The 20471-nt window shown below is 69.7% G+C and carries 18 protein-coding genes and 1 pseudogene; 9 read left to right on the top strand and 10 right to left on the bottom strand.

What is annotated here, in order from left to right:
* Positions 1-29: 29 nt before the first annotated feature.
* Entirely contained in the window at positions 30-1424 is a 1395-nt protein-coding gene (locus tag ACWD10_RS11940) for a jacalin-like lectin (protein WP_451089641.1), read from the bottom strand.
* A gap of 227 nt (positions 1425-1651) precedes the next feature.
* Here ACWD10_RS11940 and ACWD10_RS11945 point away from each other — a divergent pair, with 227 nt between their 5' ends.
* Positions 1652-2503: an SAM-dependent methyltransferase gene (locus tag ACWD10_RS11945; protein ID WP_451089643.1), complete on the top strand. Its 852-nt coding sequence runs from the start codon at positions 1652-1654 to the stop codon at positions 2501-2503.
* Between the two features lie 98 nt (positions 2504-2601).
* Here the strand turns inward: ACWD10_RS11945 and ACWD10_RS11950 are convergent, their stop codons facing one another.
* A complete protein-coding gene (locus ACWD10_RS11950; RefSeq protein WP_451089645.1) occupies positions 2602-3114 on the bottom strand; it encodes a winged helix-turn-helix transcriptional regulator in 513 nt (170 codons plus the stop codon).
* Between the two features lie 103 nt (positions 3115-3217).
* Between ACWD10_RS11950 and ACWD10_RS11955 the strand changes: the two are divergent.
* A pseudogene (locus ACWD10_RS11955) lies at positions 3218-4129 on the top strand (MFS transporter); the annotation flags it as partial.
* Between the two features lie 149 nt (positions 4130-4278).
* Positions 4279-5499: an LLM class flavin-dependent oxidoreductase gene (locus ACWD10_RS11960; RefSeq protein WP_451089647.1), complete on the top strand. Its 1221-nt coding sequence runs from the start codon at positions 4279-4281 to the stop codon at positions 5497-5499.
* Between the two features lie 76 nt (positions 5500-5575).
* On the opposite strand, the gene ACWD10_RS11965 is transcribed toward ACWD10_RS11960, so the two are convergent.
* Positions 5576-6235, bottom strand: a complete 660-nt coding sequence (locus ACWD10_RS11965; RefSeq protein ID WP_451089649.1) for a TOPRIM nucleotidyl transferase/hydrolase domain-containing protein — start codon at positions 6233-6235, stop codon at positions 5576-5578.
* 302 nt (positions 6236-6537) lie between these two features.
* Here ACWD10_RS11965 and ACWD10_RS11970 point away from each other — a divergent pair, with 302 nt between their 5' ends.
* Positions 6538-7599 (top strand): glycoside hydrolase family 5 protein, encoded by a 1062-nt coding sequence (locus ACWD10_RS11970; RefSeq protein WP_451089651.1) that lies wholly within the window; start codon positions 6538-6540, stop codon positions 7597-7599.
* 9 nt (positions 7600-7608) lie between these two features.
* On the opposite strand, the gene ACWD10_RS11975 is transcribed toward ACWD10_RS11970, so the two are convergent.
* Both ACWD10_RS11975 and ACWD10_RS11980 read right to left on the bottom strand, forming a co-directional pair.
* On the bottom strand, positions 7609-8568 hold the full coding sequence (locus tag ACWD10_RS11975; RefSeq protein WP_451089653.1) for a RimK family alpha-L-glutamate ligase: 960 nt from the start codon (positions 8566-8568) through the stop codon (positions 7609-7611).
* A 104-nt stretch (positions 8569-8672) separates the two neighbouring features.
* Positions 8673-9206 (bottom strand): hypothetical protein, encoded by a 534-nt coding sequence (locus ACWD10_RS11980; protein ID WP_451089655.1) that lies wholly within the window; start codon positions 9204-9206, stop codon positions 8673-8675.
* Positions 9207-9363: 157 nt separating this feature from the next.
* On the opposite strand from ACWD10_RS11980, the gene ACWD10_RS11985 reads away from it, so the two are divergent.
* Positions 9364-12360, top strand: coding sequence for an AfsR/SARP family transcriptional regulator (locus tag ACWD10_RS11985; RefSeq protein WP_451089657.1), 2997 nt, complete (start codon positions 9364-9366; stop codon positions 12358-12360).
* Positions 12361-12429: 69 nt separating this feature from the next.
* Here the strand turns inward: ACWD10_RS11985 and ACWD10_RS11990 are convergent, their stop codons facing one another.
* The 3 genes from ACWD10_RS11990 to ACWD10_RS12000 all read right to left on the bottom strand — a co-directional run bounded on the left by ACWD10_RS11990 (position 12430) and on the right by ACWD10_RS12000 (position 15465).
* On the bottom strand, positions 12430-12762 hold the full coding sequence (locus ACWD10_RS11990) for a hypothetical protein (protein ID WP_451089659.1): 333 nt from the start codon (positions 12760-12762) through the stop codon (positions 12430-12432).
* Between the two features lie 93 nt (positions 12763-12855).
* Positions 12856-14529, bottom strand: coding sequence for an RICIN domain-containing protein (locus tag ACWD10_RS11995; RefSeq protein ID WP_451089661.1), 1674 nt, complete (start codon positions 14527-14529; stop codon positions 12856-12858).
* A 192-nt stretch (positions 14530-14721) separates the two neighbouring features.
* Positions 14722-15465 (bottom strand): class I SAM-dependent methyltransferase, encoded by a 744-nt coding sequence (locus ACWD10_RS12000; RefSeq protein WP_451089663.1) that lies wholly within the window; start codon positions 15463-15465, stop codon positions 14722-14724.
* Between the two features lie 339 nt (positions 15466-15804).
* Here ACWD10_RS12000 and ACWD10_RS12005 point away from each other — a divergent pair, with 339 nt between their 5' ends.
* Entirely contained in the window at positions 15805-16308 is a 504-nt protein-coding gene (locus ACWD10_RS12005) for a cupin domain-containing protein (protein WP_451089665.1), read from the top strand.
* Between the two features lie 96 nt (positions 16309-16404).
* On the opposite strand, the gene ACWD10_RS12010 is transcribed toward ACWD10_RS12005, so the two are convergent.
* The gene (locus ACWD10_RS12010; RefSeq protein ID WP_451089667.1) at positions 16405-17502 is read right to left on the bottom strand and encodes a polysaccharide deacetylase family protein; all 1098 of its coding nucleotides are present in this window, start codon (positions 17500-17502) and stop codon (positions 16405-16407) included.
* 23 nt (positions 17503-17525) lie between these two features.
* On the opposite strand from ACWD10_RS12010, the gene ACWD10_RS12015 reads away from it, so the two are divergent.
* The 3 genes from ACWD10_RS12015 (at position 17526) to ACWD10_RS12025 (ending at position 20044) form a co-directional block, all read left to right on the top strand.
* Positions 17526-19163, top strand: a complete 1638-nt coding sequence (locus ACWD10_RS12015) for a putative glycoside hydrolase (protein WP_451089669.1) — start codon at positions 17526-17528, stop codon at positions 19161-19163.
* Between the two features lie 32 nt (positions 19164-19195).
* A complete protein-coding gene (locus tag ACWD10_RS12020) occupies positions 19196-19714 on the top strand; it encodes an RDD family protein (RefSeq protein ID WP_451089671.1) in 519 nt (172 codons plus the stop codon).
* A gap of 171 nt (positions 19715-19885) precedes the next feature.
* Entirely contained in the window at positions 19886-20044 is a 159-nt protein-coding gene (locus ACWD10_RS12025) for a hypothetical protein (protein WP_451089673.1), read from the top strand.
* A gap of 63 nt (positions 20045-20107) precedes the next feature.
* Here ACWD10_RS12025 and ACWD10_RS12030 read toward each other — a convergent pair whose 3' ends face one another.
* Positions 20108-20320, bottom strand: coding sequence for a hypothetical protein (locus ACWD10_RS12030; RefSeq protein ID WP_451089675.1), 213 nt, complete (start codon positions 20318-20320; stop codon positions 20108-20110).
* Between the last annotated feature and the right edge of the window lie 151 nt (positions 20321-20471).

Consider the following 20471-nt stretch of genomic DNA (forward strand, 5'->3'; position numbering starts at 1 on the left):
GTCGGAGCGGCCGGACTGCGGCGCCGAGCTCAGCCGATCGGTGCGTACAGCACGCCCAGCTTGTCGATCTCGTCGCCCGCGCGACCCGTGAAGCCGACGATCTGCCAGCCGGACGGCGCCGTGAACGTGACAGCGTCCGCGGCGGCCGAACCGGCTGTCACCGTACGGGACTTGTCCGTGGTGAAGGCCGCCGAGGAGATACGCGTCCGGCCGTCCTTCTGGGCGCGGGTGAGCTTGACCGAGGTGAGGTGTTCGTCGGCGGCGAGGGTGAGGGACGTGGCCGTGCCGCCCGTACCGCCGTGGGTCAGGGACGTACCGCCGTCGTGGACCAGCGATACGGCGTCCAGGCGGGACCCGCCGCGCAGCGTGAGCGTGCGGGGTGAGGGGGTGGCCGGAAGGTCGTCCGCGTCGTTGAAGGCCGTGCCGTGCGGGCCGCCGAAGAAGTCGCTGGCGCGGAGCTTCGCGGGCAGCGTCCAGGAGAATTCGACCGCATGCGGAAAGTGATCGGAGAGATGGCCGCCGGACGGGTCCAGGAACTTGGCCCAGTCGTTCTGGTAACGGGTGGCGGTGAGGTTCAGCAGGTCGCCGCCGCGGTAGAGGACCTTGTCCACCACCTCGCAGTCGTTCGTCGGAGCCGTCTCGGGGCACACGAGCGGTTCGCTGCCCTGTGCGGGGGCGCTGCCGCCGCGGACCAGGTCGACCCAGGGGTCGGTCAGACCGTTCTCGTTCACGAGCGTGCGGATGTTGTCGCCCGCGCGTGTGTATCGGGTGTTCGTATCGCCCATGACGATCACCGCGTTGCCCGACGAGTTCGCCTGGATGACGTCGGAGAGCTGCTCGATGTTGGCGCGGCGAGCGGCCAGTGCGTCGTCGGTCGCGTCGGCGTTCGTGTGGACGTTGTACAGGTCCACGAAGACGCCCTCGGCCAACCGGACCCGGGCCAGCGAAAAACCCTTGGGCGTCAGGCAGTTGGTGCCGGTGCAGTGGTGCCACTTCACCCGCTGGAAGTCCTCGAAGGAGTGGTCCGAGAGCGTGTTGAGCCCGTCGCCGAAGGGAACCCCGCCGCTGGTCGCGGTGCGGTGCGGGTGGTCGTCGCCCGCGTACAGCGCCGCGTGGTAGTTGAAGTCCTCCTGCACATTCACGAGGTCGTACGCCCCCAGACGCGGGGAGATCAAAGGGGTGTTCTTCTCCGGGTCACCGGAGCTGAGCCCCTCCGGGAGGCCCGCGACGTTGTACGTGAGTACGTTGAAGGCGCCGGAGGTGCCGGAGGTGCCGGAAGTGTCGGAAGTGCCGGAAGTGTCGGAAGTGCCGGAGGAGGGGGCGGCGGCCATCGCGGGTGCCGTGGTCCCGGCCGAGGCGGTGGCCGTGGCGCCCGCGGCCACGGTCAGCGCGCCCGCCACCAGGGTTCCGATCAGTCTTCTCATGGGGGCCTCTCCAGAAGGCGGAGGAACGGAGGGGAAGACCAACGGTGCTCAGCTTCGGGGCAACTCCTGAAACGTACAAGGGCAGTTGAGGACCCTGTTCACTCCCGATGCCGCTCACCGATCCTCCTCCTGGCATTCCCCCCGGGCGGCTTCGCCCAGTGACCCGAGGTAGGCTCGGCTGCAACTTCTGCTGGCCACAAGGGCGTTCACACGATCGGGGAGCTGGGATGACAACTGAGGAACGGTCCGGATCGCTCGACATTCCCTCCGACCGTCCGACCTCGGCCCGTGCGTACGGCTGGATGCTCGGCGGCAAGGACAACTACGAGATCGACCGGCAGTTCCTCCTCTCCACGCTGCCGGACTTCCCCGAGTGCGTGGACATCGCCCGGCAGAACCGGCTCTTCCTCTACCGCGCGGTGCGCCATCTGGCGCAGGAGGCCGGGATCCGCCAGTTCATCGACATGGGCTGCGGGCTGCCCACCGACCACAACGTCCACCAGGTCGCCCAGCGCTTCGCGCCGGACGCCCGCGTGGTGTACGTCGACATCGACCCGATCGTGCTCGCCCACGGCCGCGCGCTGCTCGCCGACGACCGCTCCACCACTGTGATCGCCGCCGACATGCGCGACCAGGACGCGCTACTGCGCCATTCGGACGTGGAGCGCCTGATCGACTTCGACCAGCCGGTCGCCGTGCTCTTCCTCTCGGTGGTGCACCACCTGACCGACGCCGATGACCCGTACCGGATCCTGCGTACGATCGTCGACCGCGCCGCCCCCGGCAGCTACCTGGGCCTGTCCCAAGTCGTCTCCGACAACGCCGAGGTCGGCGCCGCCATGTCGGAGCACATCTCCCAGGGCGGCATCCCCTGGCAGACCCGCACACCGGCCGAGGTCGACGCGTTCACGCAGGGCCTTGAACCCGTGTCGCCGGGACTGGTGGACCTGCCCGACTGGCGCCCGGACCCCTCCCAGCCCGACCTCGATCCGGTCCCTGCGGACCTCGCGCAGTACGTCGGCGCCACCCAACAGAACAAGCAGGTCTACGAGTACGGCGGACTCCTGCGCAAGCCCTGACATCAACCTCACGGGGGGGGAGGACTGTGTAGCGAGGCGCGCCCCTCAGCAACGGCCCCGCTCAGCGGGCCCCGTCCGTCCGCCTCCGCCGAGTTCTCCTACTGGGCGCTCTCCGCCTCATGCTGCACCTTCTCCTCATGCTGCACCTTCTCCTCCTTCTCCACCGTCTCCACCTTCTCCACGACGGTGTCCTCCGGCCCCACCAGCCGTCCGTCCGCCGCCCGGATCTCCAAACGGCCCAACGGGCGGCTGGTTCGGCGGTCCAGGAGGCGGGAGTGGTCCTCGTCGAGGGTGAAGCACTGCTCCTCGCCCCACTGGCGCAGGGCGACGATCACCGGGAACAAGGCGCGGCCCTTGTCCGTGAGGTGGTACTCGCGGTGTGCCCCGCCGTCCGGCGCGGGCACGGCGCACAGCACCCCCGCGTTCTCCAGCGCGCGCAGCCGCGTCGCCAGGATGTTCTTGGCGATGCCGAGGCTGCGTTGGAACTCGCCGAAGCGGCGGCTGCCGTCGAAGGCGTCCCGCACGATCAGCAGCGACCACCAGTCGCCGATCGCGTTCGCCGACCGGGCGACGGGGCAGGGGTCGGCGTCGAAACGGGTGCGGGCGACCATCCGTTGGCTCCTCTCTCCTCCAGTTACCCCGGATCCCCTCCAGGGACGGTTGCAACATGCCACCTCTGACCCTCGGTGAGCGGTTCGCGCTCGGCTCGGGGCTGGCGTGGCGGCGCTGCTCGGCGCGCTCGCCGTGGTCGGGCTGCTCGCCGTCGTCGCCCGGACGATGGTCGCGGCGGCTGCCGCCCTGACCCCACCCGCCCGGCGCGGCCGCGCCGTCGGAACGGTCACCGGTGGCATCGTCACCGGCATTCTGCTGGCCCGCGCCGCCGCGGGCGTCCTGGCCGACCTCGCCGGGTGGCGGGCGGTCTATCTGGTGTGCGCGGGCGTCATCGCCGTCCTCGCCGTGCTGCTGCGCCGCGTTCTGCCTGCGGGCACGCGGTCCGCCAGGGTGCGCGAGGCGTCGTATGGACGACTGGTGGTCTCGACCGTCACTCTGTTCGCCGGCCATCCGCTGCTGCGGGTCCGGGGCGTGCTCGCCCTACTCGTGTTCGCGGCGTTCAGCACGCTGTGGAGCGGCGTGGCGCAGCCCCTGAGCGGTCCGCCGTGGTCGCTGTCGCACACCGCGATCGGCGCGTTCGGGCTCGCCGGGGCGGCCGGGGCCGTCGCCGCCCGAGCGGCCGGGCGCTGGAACGACCGGGGGTTCGCCCAGCGTACGACCGGCGTCGGCCTCGCCCTGCTCGCGCTTTCCTGGCTCCCGATCGGTCTGACCGGGCAGTCGCTGTGGGCTCTGGTGATCGGCGCCGTCCTGCTCGACTTCGCCGTGCAGGCCGTCCACGTCACCAACCAGACCCTGATCCACGCCGTACGACCCGACGCAGGCAGCAGGATCATCGGCGGCTACATGGTCTTCTACTCGGCGGGCAGCAGCCTCGGCGCGCTCGGCTCCTCCCTCGCCTACGCGACGGCGGGCTGGCCGGCCGTGACCGCCCTCGGCGCGTCATTCAGCCTGGCTGCCCTGCTCCTGTGGGCAACGACCCACCGCATGGGGCTGCCCGGCGACAACGTGGCATGAGCCGCCCGCCGAGCCCTGCGGCCCAGCGGGTCGGCCCCGGGATCGGCCCGCCGCCCGGATCGTACGGCCGTACCCATGGCCCCTTGACGGGATCTGGTGCATCCTTCGCCCAAACAGAACTGACGCACCGTCACATATGAAGGGGTCTCATGGAGTTCGGCATCTTCCTCAACGGCTTCATCCCCGGACCAGCGGCCCACCACCGCCCCTCCGAACACCTCGCCTTGATGCGGGAAACAGAACTGGCGATCAAGGCCGACAAGCACAACTGGAAGTACGTCTGGTTCGGTGAGCACCACTCCCTGACGGAGTACAGCCATATGTCGGCGCCCGAAGTCCTGATGGGGTACGTCGCCGCGCGGACCGAGCGTATTCACCTGGGTACCGGCATCAACAGCCTCTCCCCGCGCAAGGAGCATCCGGTCCGCTACGCCGAGCGCGCCGCCATGCTCGACCACATCACCGAGGGCCGCTTCGAGTGGGGCACCGGACGGGGCGCGGGTAGTCACGAGGTAGCGTCCTTCAACATCATGGACGCCGGCTCCACCAAGGCCGAGTGGGACGAGGTCGCGCCCGAGATCGTGCGCATGTGGGAGCAGTACGACTACTCCTTCCACGGCGAGCACTTCACGGTGCCCACGCCGCACAACATCCTGCCGAAGCCGTACGGGCACTCGCATCCGCCGATCTGGATGGCGTGCGGCAACCCGCCGTCGTTCGGCAAGGCCGGCTCGCTCGGGATCGGTGCGATCGCCTTCAACTTCGAGCCGATCTTCGAGCTCAAAGGCCGCATCGACGCGTACAAGGAGGCCGCGGCCGACCCGGTCGAGATCCTCGGCGACTACCAGAACAACAACGTGATGATGACCAACACGGTGATCTGCCTGAACGACCGCAAGCGGGCCCGCGAGATCGCGATGAACGCGGGCCTCGGCTATCTGGTCACGCTGGTCAACCTCTACCACGACACGATGCCGAAGTCCCTGGACGCGATCACCTGGCCGCAACCGCCGATCGCCCTGGGCGAGTTGGGCGGCGAGGAGATACTCGACCAGGTCATCGCCGCCGGTCTGATGCTGTGCGGCACGCCGGAGGAAGTGTGCGAGCAGGTGGCCGCGTATCAGAGCGTCGGCTGCGATCAGGTGGTCTTCGGCCTCACTGGCGGCATGACCTTCGAAGAGCACCTGGAGATGCTCGAGATCTTCGGCGACAAGGTCATCCCCGAGTTCGACACCGACCCGGAGCACTCCACCGCGGTCTATCGCCGTGGCGCCCAGGGCCCGAAGTACCCGCCGCACAACGGCCCGGTGGATCCCGGCCTCAAGCACGCGGTGATCCCGGAGAGTGCCATCCTCCCGCTCGAGTCCTGACGGCGCGGCGCGGCAGCACGAACAGGCGTACCTGCCACAGCGACTGGAACGGGCTGCCGCCGCGACGGGAGCAACGTCATACGTGTGTGAGGAGGCGCTCCAGCGGCTGAGGTACCCGCTCCAGGTCCAGGTGCGTGACCAGCGCCTGTGCGTAGAGCGCCTTGCGGCCGCTGTGTGTGCCCATGAAGCGGCGCAGCTGGTGCTCCACGGGCCGTTCCCGCTGCGCCGGTTGGCCCTGGAAGGTGTGGAAGGGGCGCAACTCGCCCTGAGCCTCGATCACTTGCCGCACGCCCTCGGCCCCAAGAGCGCGGATCAGCTCGTCCTCCAGGTCGGCGACGCATACGTGGAAGCCGAGCGTCTCAAGCCCGGCGCGCGTCGTGAGACCGGACCCGAGCCCGACCCGCTCCAGGTGGCGCCGGAAGTGCCGCTCCTCGCCGAGGTCGCAGAGCCCGGCCAGCGGGAGGCCGAGCCCCGGAGGGCCGCATACGTCCAGGAAGCGCCCGATGTTCGTGGCGCCTCCGAGCGGTACGACCACGATGCCCTCCGTGCCGAGGTCGCGACCGTAGCGGGCGGCCAGCGCTTCGAGCGCGACCTGGTCACTGCTGCCTTCGACGAGCACGAGCGTGCGCACACCGCCGTCGGCCAGCTCGCGCGCCACCGCGGCGGCCGCATCCGCCCCCGCTCCCCCGGCCGCCCATGCGACCAGCGCCTGCCGGAATCGCCTCAACTCGTCCACGCGACCTCGCTTCCCGAAGCGATCCTGGCACGGCCGCGTTCCCGCACGCACGCGCGTTTCGGGCCCGGTCTGTCACGGCCCGCGGTTTGCCACGTCTTCGCTTCCGGTCTTCTCTTCCCGCCTTCCCTTCCGGCCCTCTCTTCCGGCCCTCTCTTCCGGCCCTCTCTTCCGGCCTTCTCCGATTAGGAAAGTTTCCTATCAGTCTTGACGGCAACCGGAAAGAACCCTAACTTTCCCGCGAGCCAAGCGCCTTGACCACGCGTACCCCCGCAGTGAAACGCGACCACAGGAGGCACACCCCCATGGCCCACTCGACCCCCCACCGACGGCCCCGCAGGCTGGCCCGTACCACCCTCGCCGCAGCCCTGGCGGCCGGATCGCTGATCGTCCTCGCGCAGTTCAGCGCCAGCGCGGGCGAGGAGAGCGGCGCCGTCCGCGCCCCGGCCGGATCAGCCGTCGCCGAGAACGGCCAACTCACCGTCTGCGACACCGCGTTGTGCAACGCCCAGGGCAAGGCCGTCCAGCTCAAGGGCATGAGTTCGCACGGCACCCAGTGGTACGAGCAGTGCCTCACCGACGGCTCCCTCGACGCCCTGGCGCAGGACTGGAAGGCCGACGTGCTGCGCGTGTCCACGTACGTCCAGGAGGGCGGCTACGAGACCGACCCGGAGAAGTTCACCAAGCTCGCCCAGCGGGTGGTCGACCAGGCGATCGCCCGCGGCATGTACGCCGTCATCGACTGGCACATGCTCACCCCGGGCGACCCGAACGAGAACACCGAGCTCGCGAAGGAGTTCTTCACCGACATGGCGAAGAAGTACGCGGACGAGCCCAACGTCTTCTACGAGATCGCCAACGAGCCCAACGGCGTGGAATGGTCCGCGATCAAGTCCTATGCGGAAGAGATCATCCCGGTGATCCGGCAGCACGACCCGGACGGCATCGCACTGGTCGGCACCCGCGCGTGGTCATCGCTCGGCGTCTCGGACGGCGCGGACGAGAGCGAGGTCGTCAAGAACCCGGTCGACGCCGAGAACATCATGTACACCTTCCACTTCTACGCCGCCGACCACGGCGAGGAATACCTCCAGGCGCTGTCCAGGGCGGCCGACCAAGTCCCCATGTTCGTCACCGAGTTCGGCACCCAGGACGCCTCGGGCGACGGCGGCAACGACTTCACGATGTCCCAGAAATACATCGACCTGATGGAACAGAAAGGCATCTCCTGGACCAACTGGAACTACTCCGACGACTCGCGCTCGGGCGCGGTCTTCAAGACCGGCACCTGTGACGGCAACGAATGGAACGGGACCGGTGTCCTCAAAGAGTCCGGTGTGTGGATACGGGAGCGCATCATGAGCTGACCCGTGGGCCTACCCCTCGACGGTGGCAGCGCGGCCCCGGGCGGTCATACGGCGGGCAATACACGCCGTGATGGCGGGAATGACCGAGGTCAGCTCCGGGCGCCATCCCGGGACCGCGTTCACCTCGCAGACGGTGAAGGCATCCTCGGAACCGAACAAGAGGTCCACCCCGGCGATGTCCAGACCCAGAACGCCAGCCGCGCGCACCGCCAGCTCCTCCGCCTTCGGATAGCGTCCCGAGCACAGTGTCGCGGAACCGCCCTTGGCGATGTTGGCGGCGAGGGTGCCGTTGGCGGAGGTGTGCAGCACGGTGCCCACGGGCTCGCCGTCGACCACGACCACGCGCAGGGCACGGCCGTGCGAACCGGCCACGTACTCCTGGAACAGGAACGGCACGTCCTGAGCGAGGCTCCCGGCCACCCCGTGCAGCAGCCGCGTGTCGGGGGCGAGGAACACCTGCCCGCCCTTGGCACCGTTGACGGTCTTCACCACACAGGGCGCGTCCAGGTGCGGGCTGCGCACGACGCCTTCCAAGGGAGCGGTGGCGTACGAGAGGGTGTCGGGCACCGGCAGCCCGGCCACGGCGAGTTCCTGGAACTGCCACATCTTGTTGCGGCTGTTGAGCTGGGCGTCGACGGTGTTGACCAGCGTGCTGCCCATCCGCTCCAGGTGCCGGAGCAAGGTCACCTCGCGGTGATCGTGCATGGTCCCGGCCACCTGGCGTACGCACACCACCCGCGGAGCGGGCAGGTCCGCGCCGCCCAGGGTGCGCAGCACCAACCGTCCGGCGTGGACGCCGAAGAGCAGCTCGTCGGTGTGCCAGAGCGCGAAGCGGGTGTCGTACGCGGCGGCGAGCGCGGCAGCCAGCTGATCCGTCGACCGGCGCAGCGCGGAGGGCTGCTGCCGCACCAGCATCCACACGTCGGCGGGTGCCGGAATCACCGGCCGGGCACGGTCCGTCGCTGCCACCCTGGCTCCTCACCTTTTCGCCCCCGCAACAGATGCCCCATCCTGCCTGGCAGCATCATGGCGGCGACAGCCGGGCCAGGGTGTGGCTCAACACTCCGAGCGCATCAATCGTTCCGCACGAAGCTGAGCAGTACTCCGGTGCCGAGCCACGGCTCGACCCCACAGCACTCCCACCCCTCGCGCTCAATGGCCCGGATCGCTTCATCGACGCCGCGGTCCACGCGCCTGGCGGCCCGTTTTCCGTACACCGGCCGGTTGAGGTACAGCTGCACCGAGTGCGTCATATCCCCCGCTTCCCGCGCCCTGCGGGCCTCTCGGGCCATCCCCCACAGGTCGCGCCGCTTCATGTTCGCCATGGCGTACCTCCATGTCGTCTCGTCGGGCCGGACCCGTGCCAGGTCCTCCCACTCGGCGTGATCGGCGACCGCGCACACCGCCGCGTTCCGGCTTGGCAGGTCGGTGGCGACCAGGGCCTGACGCCCGTCGGCCCGCCGCGCCCAGGCGCTCCAGGCGCCCGCGCCGCCTTCGACCCGGCCGACGACCGGGCCGCCGACCACACGGATCCGACAGCCGCCGTCGTCCAGGCCGTACAGAACGAGGCCGCAACGCCCCAGGAGCAGGGCAACCTCAGGCGTCATGTAACCTCCGCGGGTCGGACCCACCCCACGCGGCGGCCGCGCCGCCCCCCGTACGGCACGGCAACGACCGCGTTCCTGCGCTGCCTTGCCAACGGTGCTGCACACCGCTGCAATAGCCATGAAATTCTGCTGATCCGCGATGACACAGGGGGCCCGGATGGCAACGGCGACGTCGGAAGAGCTGCACGTCGCATTGCTCGGCCCGGTGCAGGCATGGCGAGACGATCGGGAGGCGACCATCGGCCCGGCCCGCCGACAAGCGGTGTTGGCGGCCCTGGTGCTGCGCCGCGGACGGCTTGTCAGCCACGAGCAGCTGATCGACGGGGTGTGGGGCGACCGGCCGCCGCCGACGGGCCGACGCGTCCTGCCCAGTTACGTCTACGCGCTACGGCGGGCCCTGGACGTACCGAGTACGGGGCAGGACCGATCGGTGATCCGTGGCGGCCCCGGCGGCTACCGTTTCGCCGCACCGGTCCGCCTCGACACCACCCGCCTCGCCGAACTCTCCGCAGATACAGGCGAGTTACTGGAAGCCGGTGACGCCTCGGGGGCGCTGGCCGCCGCCGAGCAGGGCCTGCGTCTGTTCCGCGGGGAACCGCTGGCGGGGCTGCCCGGACCGTATGCGCTCGGGGAACGGCAGCGGTTGCTGATCGAGCGCCGGTCGCTACAGCACCAGCGCCTCGAGTGTCTGCTGCGGCTCGGCCGCGGCAGCGAGGTCCTCGCGGAGCTGGCCTCCCCGGAGGCCGCCCATCCGCTGGACGAGCCGGTACAGGCGCTGAGGATCCGGGCGTTGTACGGCACGGGCCGACAGGGCGAGGCGCTCGCCGCGTACGAAGGGTTGCGGCGGCGGCTGCGTGAGGAGTTGGGCGCCGCACCGTCCGCGGCCCTGCGGGACCTGCACGCGGCGGTGCTCCGCCACGACGACACGGCGGTCCTCGGCCGCTCGGCCACCACCGGCGCATCCCCCTCCCCCGACGCGGCGACCACCTCGAAGGCCCGCACAGCGGCTGCCTCGCCGCACCCCCGGGCCCAGCAGTCGTCGGTATCGGCTTCGCGGGCCCGGCCCCCGCGTACCGTCAACGAACTCCCGGGAAACGCGGGGAAATTGATCGGCCGGGTCGCGGAAGTCGGCGCACTGACGGCGCCCGCGCCCGACGACGCCGTCACGGTCGCGACGGTGGACGGGCCCGCCGGAGTCGGCAAGACCTCGCTCCTGGTGCACGCGGCGTGGACGCTGCGCCCCCAGCACCCGGACGGCGTCCTCTTCCTCGATCTGCTCACGCACCACTCACCGGCGGGCGACCGGCCCTCGACGCAACGGCTGCTCCAACGGCTGCTGCGTACGCTCGGGATGGCCGACGCGGACGTGCCCCGGGACCAGGACGGCCTGATCGCCGCCTGGCGCGACGTCACCAGCGGGCTGCGGCTGCTGCTCGTCCTCGACGATGTGGGGAGCGCCGCGCAGGTACGACCGCTGCTGCCTGCCGGTCCGGGCAGCCGCGTCCTGGTCGCGGGGCGGCACCGGCTGACCGGTCTGGACGCGGACCGGTGCGTGACCCTGGAGCCACTGCCGACCACCGACGCGATCGGTCTGCTGCGCCGCCTCATCGGCGCGGCGCGCACCGACGCCGACCCCGAGGCGGTCACCGACCTGGCGAGACTGTGCGGGGGCCTGCCGCTGGCGCTGCGGATCGCCGGTGCGCGGCTCCAGCACCGGCCGTCGTGGTCACCGACCCATCTGGCGGCGCGGATGGCGCGGGAGGAGCGGCGGCTCGGCGAGCTGAGCGCCGGGGACCGCAGCGTGGAGGCCGCGTTCCACATGTCGTACGAGCAGTTGAGCGCGGCCCGGCAGCGGGCGTTCCGGCTGTTGGGCCATGCGCCGACGCCCGAGTTCGACGCATGGACGCCCGCGGTGATGCTCGGGGTGGCCGTCGACGAGGCGGAGAACGTGCTCGAGGAGCTGTACGACGCGAACCTGGTGCTACAGCCGGGCCCGGGCCGCTATCGCCTCCACGACCTCGTGCGGGTGCACGCCCGGAAGCTGGCCGACGCCCGGCCGGAGGAGGCGGCCCAGGCCCGTCGGCGGATACTCGACCTGTACGTCCAGGCCGGGCGGCTCACCGGGGACGACGGCCGGGCAGCCGACGGGGATCCGCAGCGGTTCGACTCCGCGCGGGACGCGGCGCGGTGGCTGGACCAGGCGGGGGCGGCCCTGACGGACGTACCGGCGTACGCGGCGGCGCACGGCGAGGACGTCCTGGCGGCGCAGCTGGGTGTGGCGCTGCGGGACTACTTCCTTCACCACGGCCGCTACGACGAGGGCCGCGCGGCGCTGACGACGGCGCTGCGCGCCGCGGAGCGCAGCGCGGACCCGCGGCTGCCGGTCCTGGTGGCGGCGTCGCTCGGGCTCCTTGACTACCAGCAGGGCCGGTACACGCAGGGCTGCGACTGGTTCCGGCAAGCGCTGGAGTCCGCCCGCGAGAACGGCGACGCGACGCTGGCGGCGCTGCCACGGACCGGTCTGGCCGTCCAGGATCTCTTGCGGGGGCGGTACGACGCGGTGACGGCCACGCTGGACGAGGTGGTGCCGGTCCTGCGGCAGGCGGACGACGCGTGGGGCGTATCCATGGCCTTGGCGCTGCGGTCGATGAGCCGGGCCGCGCAGGGTGACCTGGCCGCGGCGCTCGCCGACGCGCGGTCGGCGCTCGCCGCGGCGGAGCGCAACGGCCGCCCGATACCGGTCAGTCAGCACCTGGTCGCCCTGGCGGACGGGCATGCGGCGCTCGGCGAGCGGAAGGAAGCGCGGGCGGCGCTGCTGCGCAGTGAGGCACTGCTGCGGGAGGCCGGGGACGCGCTGCTCCTTGCGCTGACGTTGACACGCCTGGGTTCGGTCGCGGAGGACCTTGCGGAGGCGGAACGCCGCCATCACCAGGCCTTGGCGCTGCACGCGGGCATCTCACAGCGTTCGGAGCCGCACCGCACGCGACTGGAGATGGAGATCCGGCGCCGCCTGGGTCTGTCGTACGCGGCGGCGGGAGCCCGGGTGCGGGCCCGACGGGAGTTCCGTGCGGCCCTGGCCCTGGAGCGAGCGGCCGAACACCCGGAGCTGCGGGAGCAGTTGGGGACCGCGCTGGCGGAAGTGGAGGGGGAGTGAGCTGACGAGCCGACGTCCCTTCGGGTTGGGCACGGCCGCGGCCTGCTCGCAGTCGACGAAGTCGATCGCCTAGGGATCCTCCGCGCGACGTACGCCCACCTCCCGGCGTACGAGATCCTCGGCCTCCGCCACATCACGGCGCAGTTGGCCGCCGCGCAGCGCCTCGCGCCCCCCTGCCGGGAAGCGGAACTCGAAGCGCAGGGCGTCGAACGTCCGCCCCTCGCCCGGGCCCCACGGCTCGAGCAGGCCACCGAGGGCGACCTCCGCGAGCCGTGGGGGCCCGGCCGCCACGCTCCACATCGCATTCGGGGCCGCGGGCTCCCCCGTCCGCAGCAACAACCCCTCGGGAGCCAACGCCGCCCTGTCCCACAGCCGCCGCGGCAGCAGGTTCAGGATCGCCACTGGGCCGTGTGCCGACCGACCATTGCCTCAGTACGCTCTCGACGTCCGGGCCGCCCCAGCCCGCCCCGAGCTCGCAGGTGGAGGGTGCCCGGCTCAGCGGGGAATGCGTTCCCAGCTCTCGTCCGGCTTGCCGTTGCACCTGTACTGGATCAGCTGCGTGCCCTTCGTGGCGGTGGCGCCGAGACCGAGGCACTTGCCGGAGTAGACGTTGCGCAGGGTCTTGCTGCCGCTGTCGTACCACCACTTCTCGTCGACGGCCCCGTTGCAGGTGTACTGGACCACCCCGGCGCCGTCGTTGAGGTGGGAGGCGACTCCCATGCACTTGCCCGAGTACTCGTTGCGTACGAAGTACGCCCTCTTGCCGTTGGAGTCCGTGGTGTTCTCGAAGACCCAGCGCTCGTCCCGCGATGTGTTGCAGCCCCACTGGATGACGGGGGCGCCGTTCCCGGTCTTGCTGCCGCCGCCCGCGCACAGGGCGCTGTAGGAGTTGCGCAGGTAGACGCTGTGGTCGGCCGCCCTGGGCTTGAGGGAGAACACGGAGCGCTGACCGTGGACCTCGCCCAGGCCCCAGAGGCGGCCGGACGAGGGTGCGTAGGACAGGTTCTGCGTGTACTTCGGGGATCGGGTCAGGACGGTTCCGGTGGTGCCGGGCTTCGCGCGGTAGATGCACGAGTAGGAGTACCACGGCTCGTCCTCACCCATGTACCCCACGGGGCACTGGGCGGCCAGGTAGTAGTAGGTGCCGTCCGTGGCGACGCCCTGCAACTGCTTGACCGGCGCCTTGAAGCCGCCGCTTGCGGTGGTCGAGCCGATGGTGTCGCCGTTGTCCGCCGCGGGCAGCGCGGTCTTCGGGTTCAGGGGCCAGCGCGCCAGATGGGCGTCGGAGCCGTGCTTGCGCGCGTAGTACTCGCCCGACACGAGGTGGTCCACCGGGCCGCTGCGGTCCAGGCTCAGGGAGCCGAGGCAGGCGCGTCCCGTGTGGTGGGGTGCGGGGCAGGTGCGGGGGTCTTTCGCCGCGGGGTCGATCTTGTACTGGCCCACCATGGGCAGGGCCCACTGGTGATAACCGGCGGAGGAGACACCGTTCTTGATGCCGACATCATCGGAGATCTTCTGCATCTTCCAGATGTGCCGGAAGTCGTAGACCTGTAGTTGGTTGCCGTTGGCCACGAACAGCTTGTTGCCGTACCAGACCGCGCCGTCGGCGTGGGTCTTGGTGACCGCCTGGAAGTCGCCGCTCTTCTCGTTGCCCGTCGGCTCGACCAGGAGGACGTGGCCGTAAGTCCATTCCTTGCCGGTGGAGTTGACGATGGAGATCCGGGCACGGTTGTCGTTGGCGTAGTGCCAGGTCGCCACATACAGGTGGTGACCGGCGACGGTCCCGCCCGGCTGCGCGTCGTGCGACGCGGTGAGCCCCTGCGGGGTCCAGTCGGTCGACGAGTCGTCCCCCTTGTCCCAGCAGAAGCCGTTGTACAGGAAGGTGCCGTTGAGTCCGGTGGTGTGGCAGAGGGGGCGCCCCTTGTGCTGCCCCGACAGGGCCACGCCGAGCGGCCCGTTCGTGGTGACGGTGCCGCTCTTCTCCACGCCGCGTATCGCCGCGCCGTAGTTGTCGTACATCGTCGTGCGGTCGATGTTCAGCCGGAACTTGTTGACCTCGCTCTGCGCCAGCGGGGTCAACGGGCCGTCCATCGTGTGGGGTTCGGCCGCGGCGGGCTGTGCGGCGATAACGGCGAACGCGAGCGAGGCGAGCGCGGCGAGTACCGCCACCAGGGGGCGGAGAAACCCTGAGCGTCTTTTTGAAGAATTTGAAGAATTTGATGTCACACGGAGCCACTGTAATTTATCAGCCGATTCCCCCCACAAGCGGACCCCGCGGCCGGGCCGGCATGCCTGCCGACTTACCGGCCACCCCTTCTTCGACAGCTCCTCAGCACGCCTTACGGGGTGGCCGGTCGGCCATTAGGCGCGGCAGCGCAGCATCTCCAGCGGGGGGTGGTCGAGAGCGTCTGCCCAGAAGTCCGCACCGAACTCACGGATGCCCTCGTCGGACACCTTCAGCGGGACCCAGGTCAGCTCACTGAATCCGGCCGCCCGCAGAGACTCCTCGTAGACCTCGCGGCGCAGGGCCGTGCCGACAATGCTGATCGGCTCCGGGTCGAGGAGAGCCGTGACCTGCACGCGCGGGCCCATCTCGTTCTCCTCGCCCGTCGGTTCGCAGCGGAACCCGTACTTGTCCAGGGACGGGCAGTCGAATGCGTAGTCGGGCTTCTGGGCGAGCACGAAGAACTCTCCCCCCGGCACCATGCTCCGGTGGATGTTGCGGCACATCCGCTCCATCGCCGCGCTGTCCTCGGCGTAGTTGAGGCACTGCACGCCCAACGCGATGTCGAAGCGCCGGTCGAGAGGGCGCAGTTCGGCCACGTCGCCGACCTCGTAGCGCACACCCAGCGGGTCACGCTGCTCGAACTCCCGCGCGGCGGCGATCATCTCGACGGAAATGTCGACACCGAGGACATCCGTGGCGCCGCGCCGCTTGAACTCCCTGCTGTAGAAACCGGTGCCGCACGCCAGGTCGAGAATCGACTTGCCGCTCACGTCCCCGACCATGCCCAGGAAGCTCGGCACCTCTCCGTAACGTATCAGCGGCAGGGACTTGAACCCCTCGAATGCCTCACCGATCGTGTCGTACTGTTGCACGCTCACGTGCTGTCCTCCCCTTGTTCTTGCTTCGAGTATTCGAGCAATTGCTGCGAGGAGTACACAGCCAAAGAGTGACGTCAGCTAAGGCATGGAAGACCCGAAAACAGCCGCGAACCGAGACCCGATCTTCGTAGATCCCTACAAGAGCGGGGCCGTTCCATCCCTGGCTCATGCTCCAGCTTGCCCACACGCCCTAGGTCCGTCGCCCTGGACGAGCTCACCCGCACGCCCCACGACAACTCGCGGCCAGGCACGGCAAGATCACCGTGACCGCATGAGGCCGACCCGCCGACAGGACGACCCGCCGACCGAGCGACCGGCCTCGCCAGCACGGGAGGAACCATGTCGTCCCCAGAGCCCCGCTACCCCGGCGAAAAGGGCGAAATCAACGCCGTGTTCAGGTCTGCCGACGCTCCGCCCGAGCTCGAGTCGGCCGGCGGCGCCACGCATTACCTCGCCACGGGCGCGTCCACCGGCGGCGAATTCGGGCTCTACAAAGTGGACATGGGGCCGCAGGCGCCGGGGCCGAGCACACACTTCCACCGTGCGATCTCGGAGTCCTTCTACATCCTCGACGGCGAGGTGACCATCTTCGACGGCGAGCGCTGGGTCACTTGCCGTCCGGGCGACTTCCTGTACGTCCCGGTGGGCGGGCTGCACGCCTTCAAGAACGCCTCCGACGACCCCGCGTCGATGCTGCTGCTCTTCGCGCCGGGCGCGCCCCGTGAGGAGTACTTCGAGCGGGTGGCGGAGATGTCGCAGCGCAGCCGGGAGGAGCTGAAGGAGTTCCGTATCCGCCACGACAGTTACTTCGTGGAGGACTTCGCGGAGGACTTCGAGGCTTAGGGAGCGGCAGCGTTGGCTCCCCGCCCTCGAAGTGGCGCTGGGCGAGCAGAACCCGCCCGCGCTTTCACCCCGGCTCACCGGTCAGTACGGGCAGAGTCAGTACGGGCGGAGCTCAACTCCCTTCTTCTGTACCGGCTTTGCTGACGCGTCCTTCGGATAGGAGACGCGGTCCGGATCGCCGTCCGAGGTGTAGCGGGTGGGCGAGCCGTCGGCGAGTTGGTTGAGCCAGTGCGTCGAACCGTACTGCGCGTCCTGGACTTTGAGGGGCGCCGAGCGGATGCGCGGGATGGCCACCGGGTCGAAGGACGCCGCGTACGGGGAGGGCGCGGGCCCGGCCCCGACGAGGTAGACGCCACGGTTCTGGTACGTCGTGCCGCCCGCGCTGCCCGTCATTGCCACGGAGGCGGGCTCGGCCTGGGCGCCGAACGGAAGCCCCAGGGAGACCACTTCGGCACCGGGGACATCGCGCAGGATGGACTTCTGCCCCGCGGCTATCTGCCGCCGCGCCCCGTCGGCGCCGCTCTGGGCGAGATTGGCGTGGTCGCGGGTGTGGTTGCCGATCTCGAAGCCGTGCTCGTGCAGCCAGGTCAGGGCCTTCTTCTGCCCGGTGGAGGCGAATGCGCCGCCGTTCACGAACAAGGTGGCGCGGGCCTTGAAGTGCGGGTGCTCGCGGGCGACGTCGCGCAGGATGCCGACCGCGCAGTCGTCGACCGGCTCCCCGTCGGCGCCGAGGCGGAACTGGCTGTCGGTGGAGTCGTCGAAGGTGAGCACGACGGGGTGGGTGCCCGCGGGGATGTCCATGTTCCCCGTGGCGTAGTCGGCGGCGGTCACCGGTACGTACTTCTCCCGGGCCAGCCGCTCGAGTTCGGCGCGGAAGTCCTTCGGGGTCCGGTCGTACGCGCTGCCCGGCTTCTCGACGATCTGGTGGTACATGAGCACCGGCACGGCACCGAGCTCGTTGGCCTTCACCTTCTCCGGCTCCGGAGGTTTCGTCGGTTTCGCGGGCTCGGAGTGGTGTCCGGGTGCCTTGGAGCGGGAATCCTGCCGTTCACTACCGGCAGACTCCGTGGACTTCGAGGCTTCGGCGCCAGCGTGCGGGGCATCCTTCCCGGCCTCTCCGCAGGAGACCGCCATGGTGGCCAGGACGAACAGGGACACGGCAACTGTGCCGTTACGGCGAAGACGGCGACGCACGAGACCTCCTGGAGGGTGTGCTTATGCGGCTTGACTGGAAGAACTGGTTCCGCTCCCTCTCTACCCGTACTTCCGGTGCTCTCTCTGGTCGTTTCCCGCGCAGACGGGCCGCCATCCTTCTCTGCGCGCTGCTCGCGGTGCTGCTCGTCATAGGCGCCCCCCTCCTCATACGCGCCTCGCACCAAACCGAGTTGCGGCTCGCGGGCCTGCCGACCGACGGACGGATCAACGCGGAGGACCTGCGCAAGGGCCAGTTCGACGTGACCGCGGCCGACGACGGGGATCCGAACGGCACGCAGGTCACCCTCGACGGCAAGCCCCTGCGGGCGCACACGAACGGACGGACGCTCTCCGTGGAGCTGGGCGCGCTCAAGGACGGTACGTACGAACTGCGCGTGACGAAGCCCGGAACGCTGCTCACCGAAGCGACCGAGATCGTACGCACGCTCACCGTCGACACCACCGCACCCCGCATCGAGGTGCCCGACATCGAGGCCGACGCCCTCAAGGGACCCGTCACCGTCAAGGGCAAGGCGCCCGGCGCGCAGCAGGTCACGGTCGCGGGCCGCACGGCGAGCCTTGAGCGGGACGGATCGTTCAGCGCCCAACTCCCCCGCCCGCCCGCGCACGCGACGGTCATCGCGACCGACGCCGCGGGGAACACGGCCCGGCAGCAGGCCGACGTCACCGTACGACGCCCGCTTCTGAAGGCCGTACACGTCAGCTCCCAGGGCTGGGCCTCCGACCAGCTGCGCGAGCCCGTGATGAAGCTCCTGAAGCAGAAGAAGATCAACGCCGTACAGCTCGACATCAAGGACGAGTTGGGCGAGATCGGCTACGACTCCAAGGTGCCGCTCGCCAAGAGCATCGGCGCCTCGAAGGGCCACTACGACGCGAAGAAGGCCATCAAGGAGATCCACGCGGCGGGCGGCCAGGTCGTCGGCCGTATCGTCGCCTTCCGCGACCCGGTACTCGCCTCGAAGTCCTGGAAGTCCGGACACCGCGACCGCGTCGTGCAGACTCCCGGCGGCGGCGCGTACGACGGCGGCAGCTACGGCACGCTCTCCTTCACCAACTTCGCCAACAAGGAAGTACGGCAGTACCACATCGACCTGGCGGAAGAGGCCGCGAAGCTGGGCTTCGACGACATCCTCTACGACTACATCCGCCGCCCCGACGGCCCGTTGAGCCGCATGTCCTTCCCCGGCCTGGGCGACACCACACCCGAGCAGTCGATCGCGGACGTCGTCGCCGACACCCGCACCGTCGCCCGCGAGCACGGCGCGTTCCTGGGCGTCTCGGTCTTCGGCATCGCCGTCACCCGCCCCAAGGAAATCGCCCAGGACATCGGCAAACTGGCCGAGGTGTGCGACTACATCGCCCCGATGATCTACCCCTCGCACTGGGCGGCAGGCGAGTACGGAGTCTCGGACCCCAACTCCCAGCCGTACCCGATCACCAAGAAGTCCCTCGCGGACTTCGTGAAGCAGACGAAACACTCCAACGCCGAGATCGTCCCCTGGATCCAGGACTTCTCACTCGGCGTCAGCTACGGCGACGCGGAGGTACGGGCCCAGATAGACGCCGCCCGATCCAACGGCCTCAAGGGCTTCCTCTTGTGGAACCCAGGCGTCCGCTACCACGGAGGTGCCCTGGACTGAGCAGGACATGCCATACGGCAAGATGGTGATCCATGGCCGATCTTCAACATCACCAGCAGCAGAACCAGGCGTACGCTCCCCCACACCCGTATGCGCACCCGAACCCGTACGCCCAGCCGTATGCGCAGCCGACCCCGCAGCGTCCCGCCGTACCCGAAGAAGTCAGCGACGAGCGCCGCATGCTCTTCTCCACGATCGACGGCCTAATCACGATCGTCGGCGGTCTCAGCCTCGCCACACAGCTCGCGGACAAGACCGGTGGCTCCTGGTGGATCTACGCCGCCGCGTGCGTCTTCGGCCTGTCCTTCGTCCACCATGTGCTGGGAACCTGGGTGTTCCGGACGACCGTGGGCAAGTTCCTGCTCGTGACGCGCGTGGTGCGCGAGGTGGACGCGGGGCGGCCGCGGTTCTGGCAGCTCGTGGGCCGCTGGCTGCTCGGCCTGACCTGGCTCCCGATGCAGCCGCTGCGGGCCTTGGTCTGGGCGGACGGCGACCCGTACGAGGACGCGTGCGGGCTGCGCTACGTACGCAGCAGGGACCTGCGCCGCTGACGTGCCGGTCGGCGACTGATTCGACGCATGACGGAAACGGCGCATCTCACCCAAACGGTGCACAATGGCAACATCCCAAGATGTCGCATTCAGGAACGGGAGTAAGCCTGACGGGGGTGCGCCGTGACACTGCCGAAGGCCACCCCCTCTCCCGTTCAGACAGGAACCGTCATGGCTGAGAAGAAGCACGCCTGGGGGAAGATCGAATACCCGCCGAAGGCGAAGCACGAAGACACCAGGGCCGGCGGCAAGACCGAGTCCGAGAAGAAATCCGCGACTGAACGCCAGGCCACGGAAGAGCATCCGGAGAAGAAGTCCGACACCCGGTAACGGAAGATCCCGGCGCGACGGGCGGCACGGCGAACGTGCCGCCCGTCGCTGCGGGATCCGACGTCATCGTGCGCAGCCGACGTCGAGCACTTCGATCACGTCGTCGTGGACCGTGAAGACGAGCCAGCACCACTCGCCGAACGCGGCGGCCTTGTCCGGGGCCCGCGTCTGAGCGTCTTGGGTGATCGCGTCGATGAGCGCGATGATCTCTTCGTGCGTCTCGTCCGGCACGTCGAAGAGAACGTTTGCGGCTGGTTGGATCAATTCGACTCGCATGGCGCCCCCATGGACGGGAGAAGCAGCCGCGGTTCGGAGAAGCCGCGCGCTGCGCCTGGTCCCAGCCTCCCTTCATGGCCGCCGTATGACCACTATCACCACCGTAAATCCACCCCGTAATTCCACCGTCCCGCGCCGATCGATCGATCGG

Source organism: Streptomyces sp. NPDC002851 (assembly GCF_053591935.1).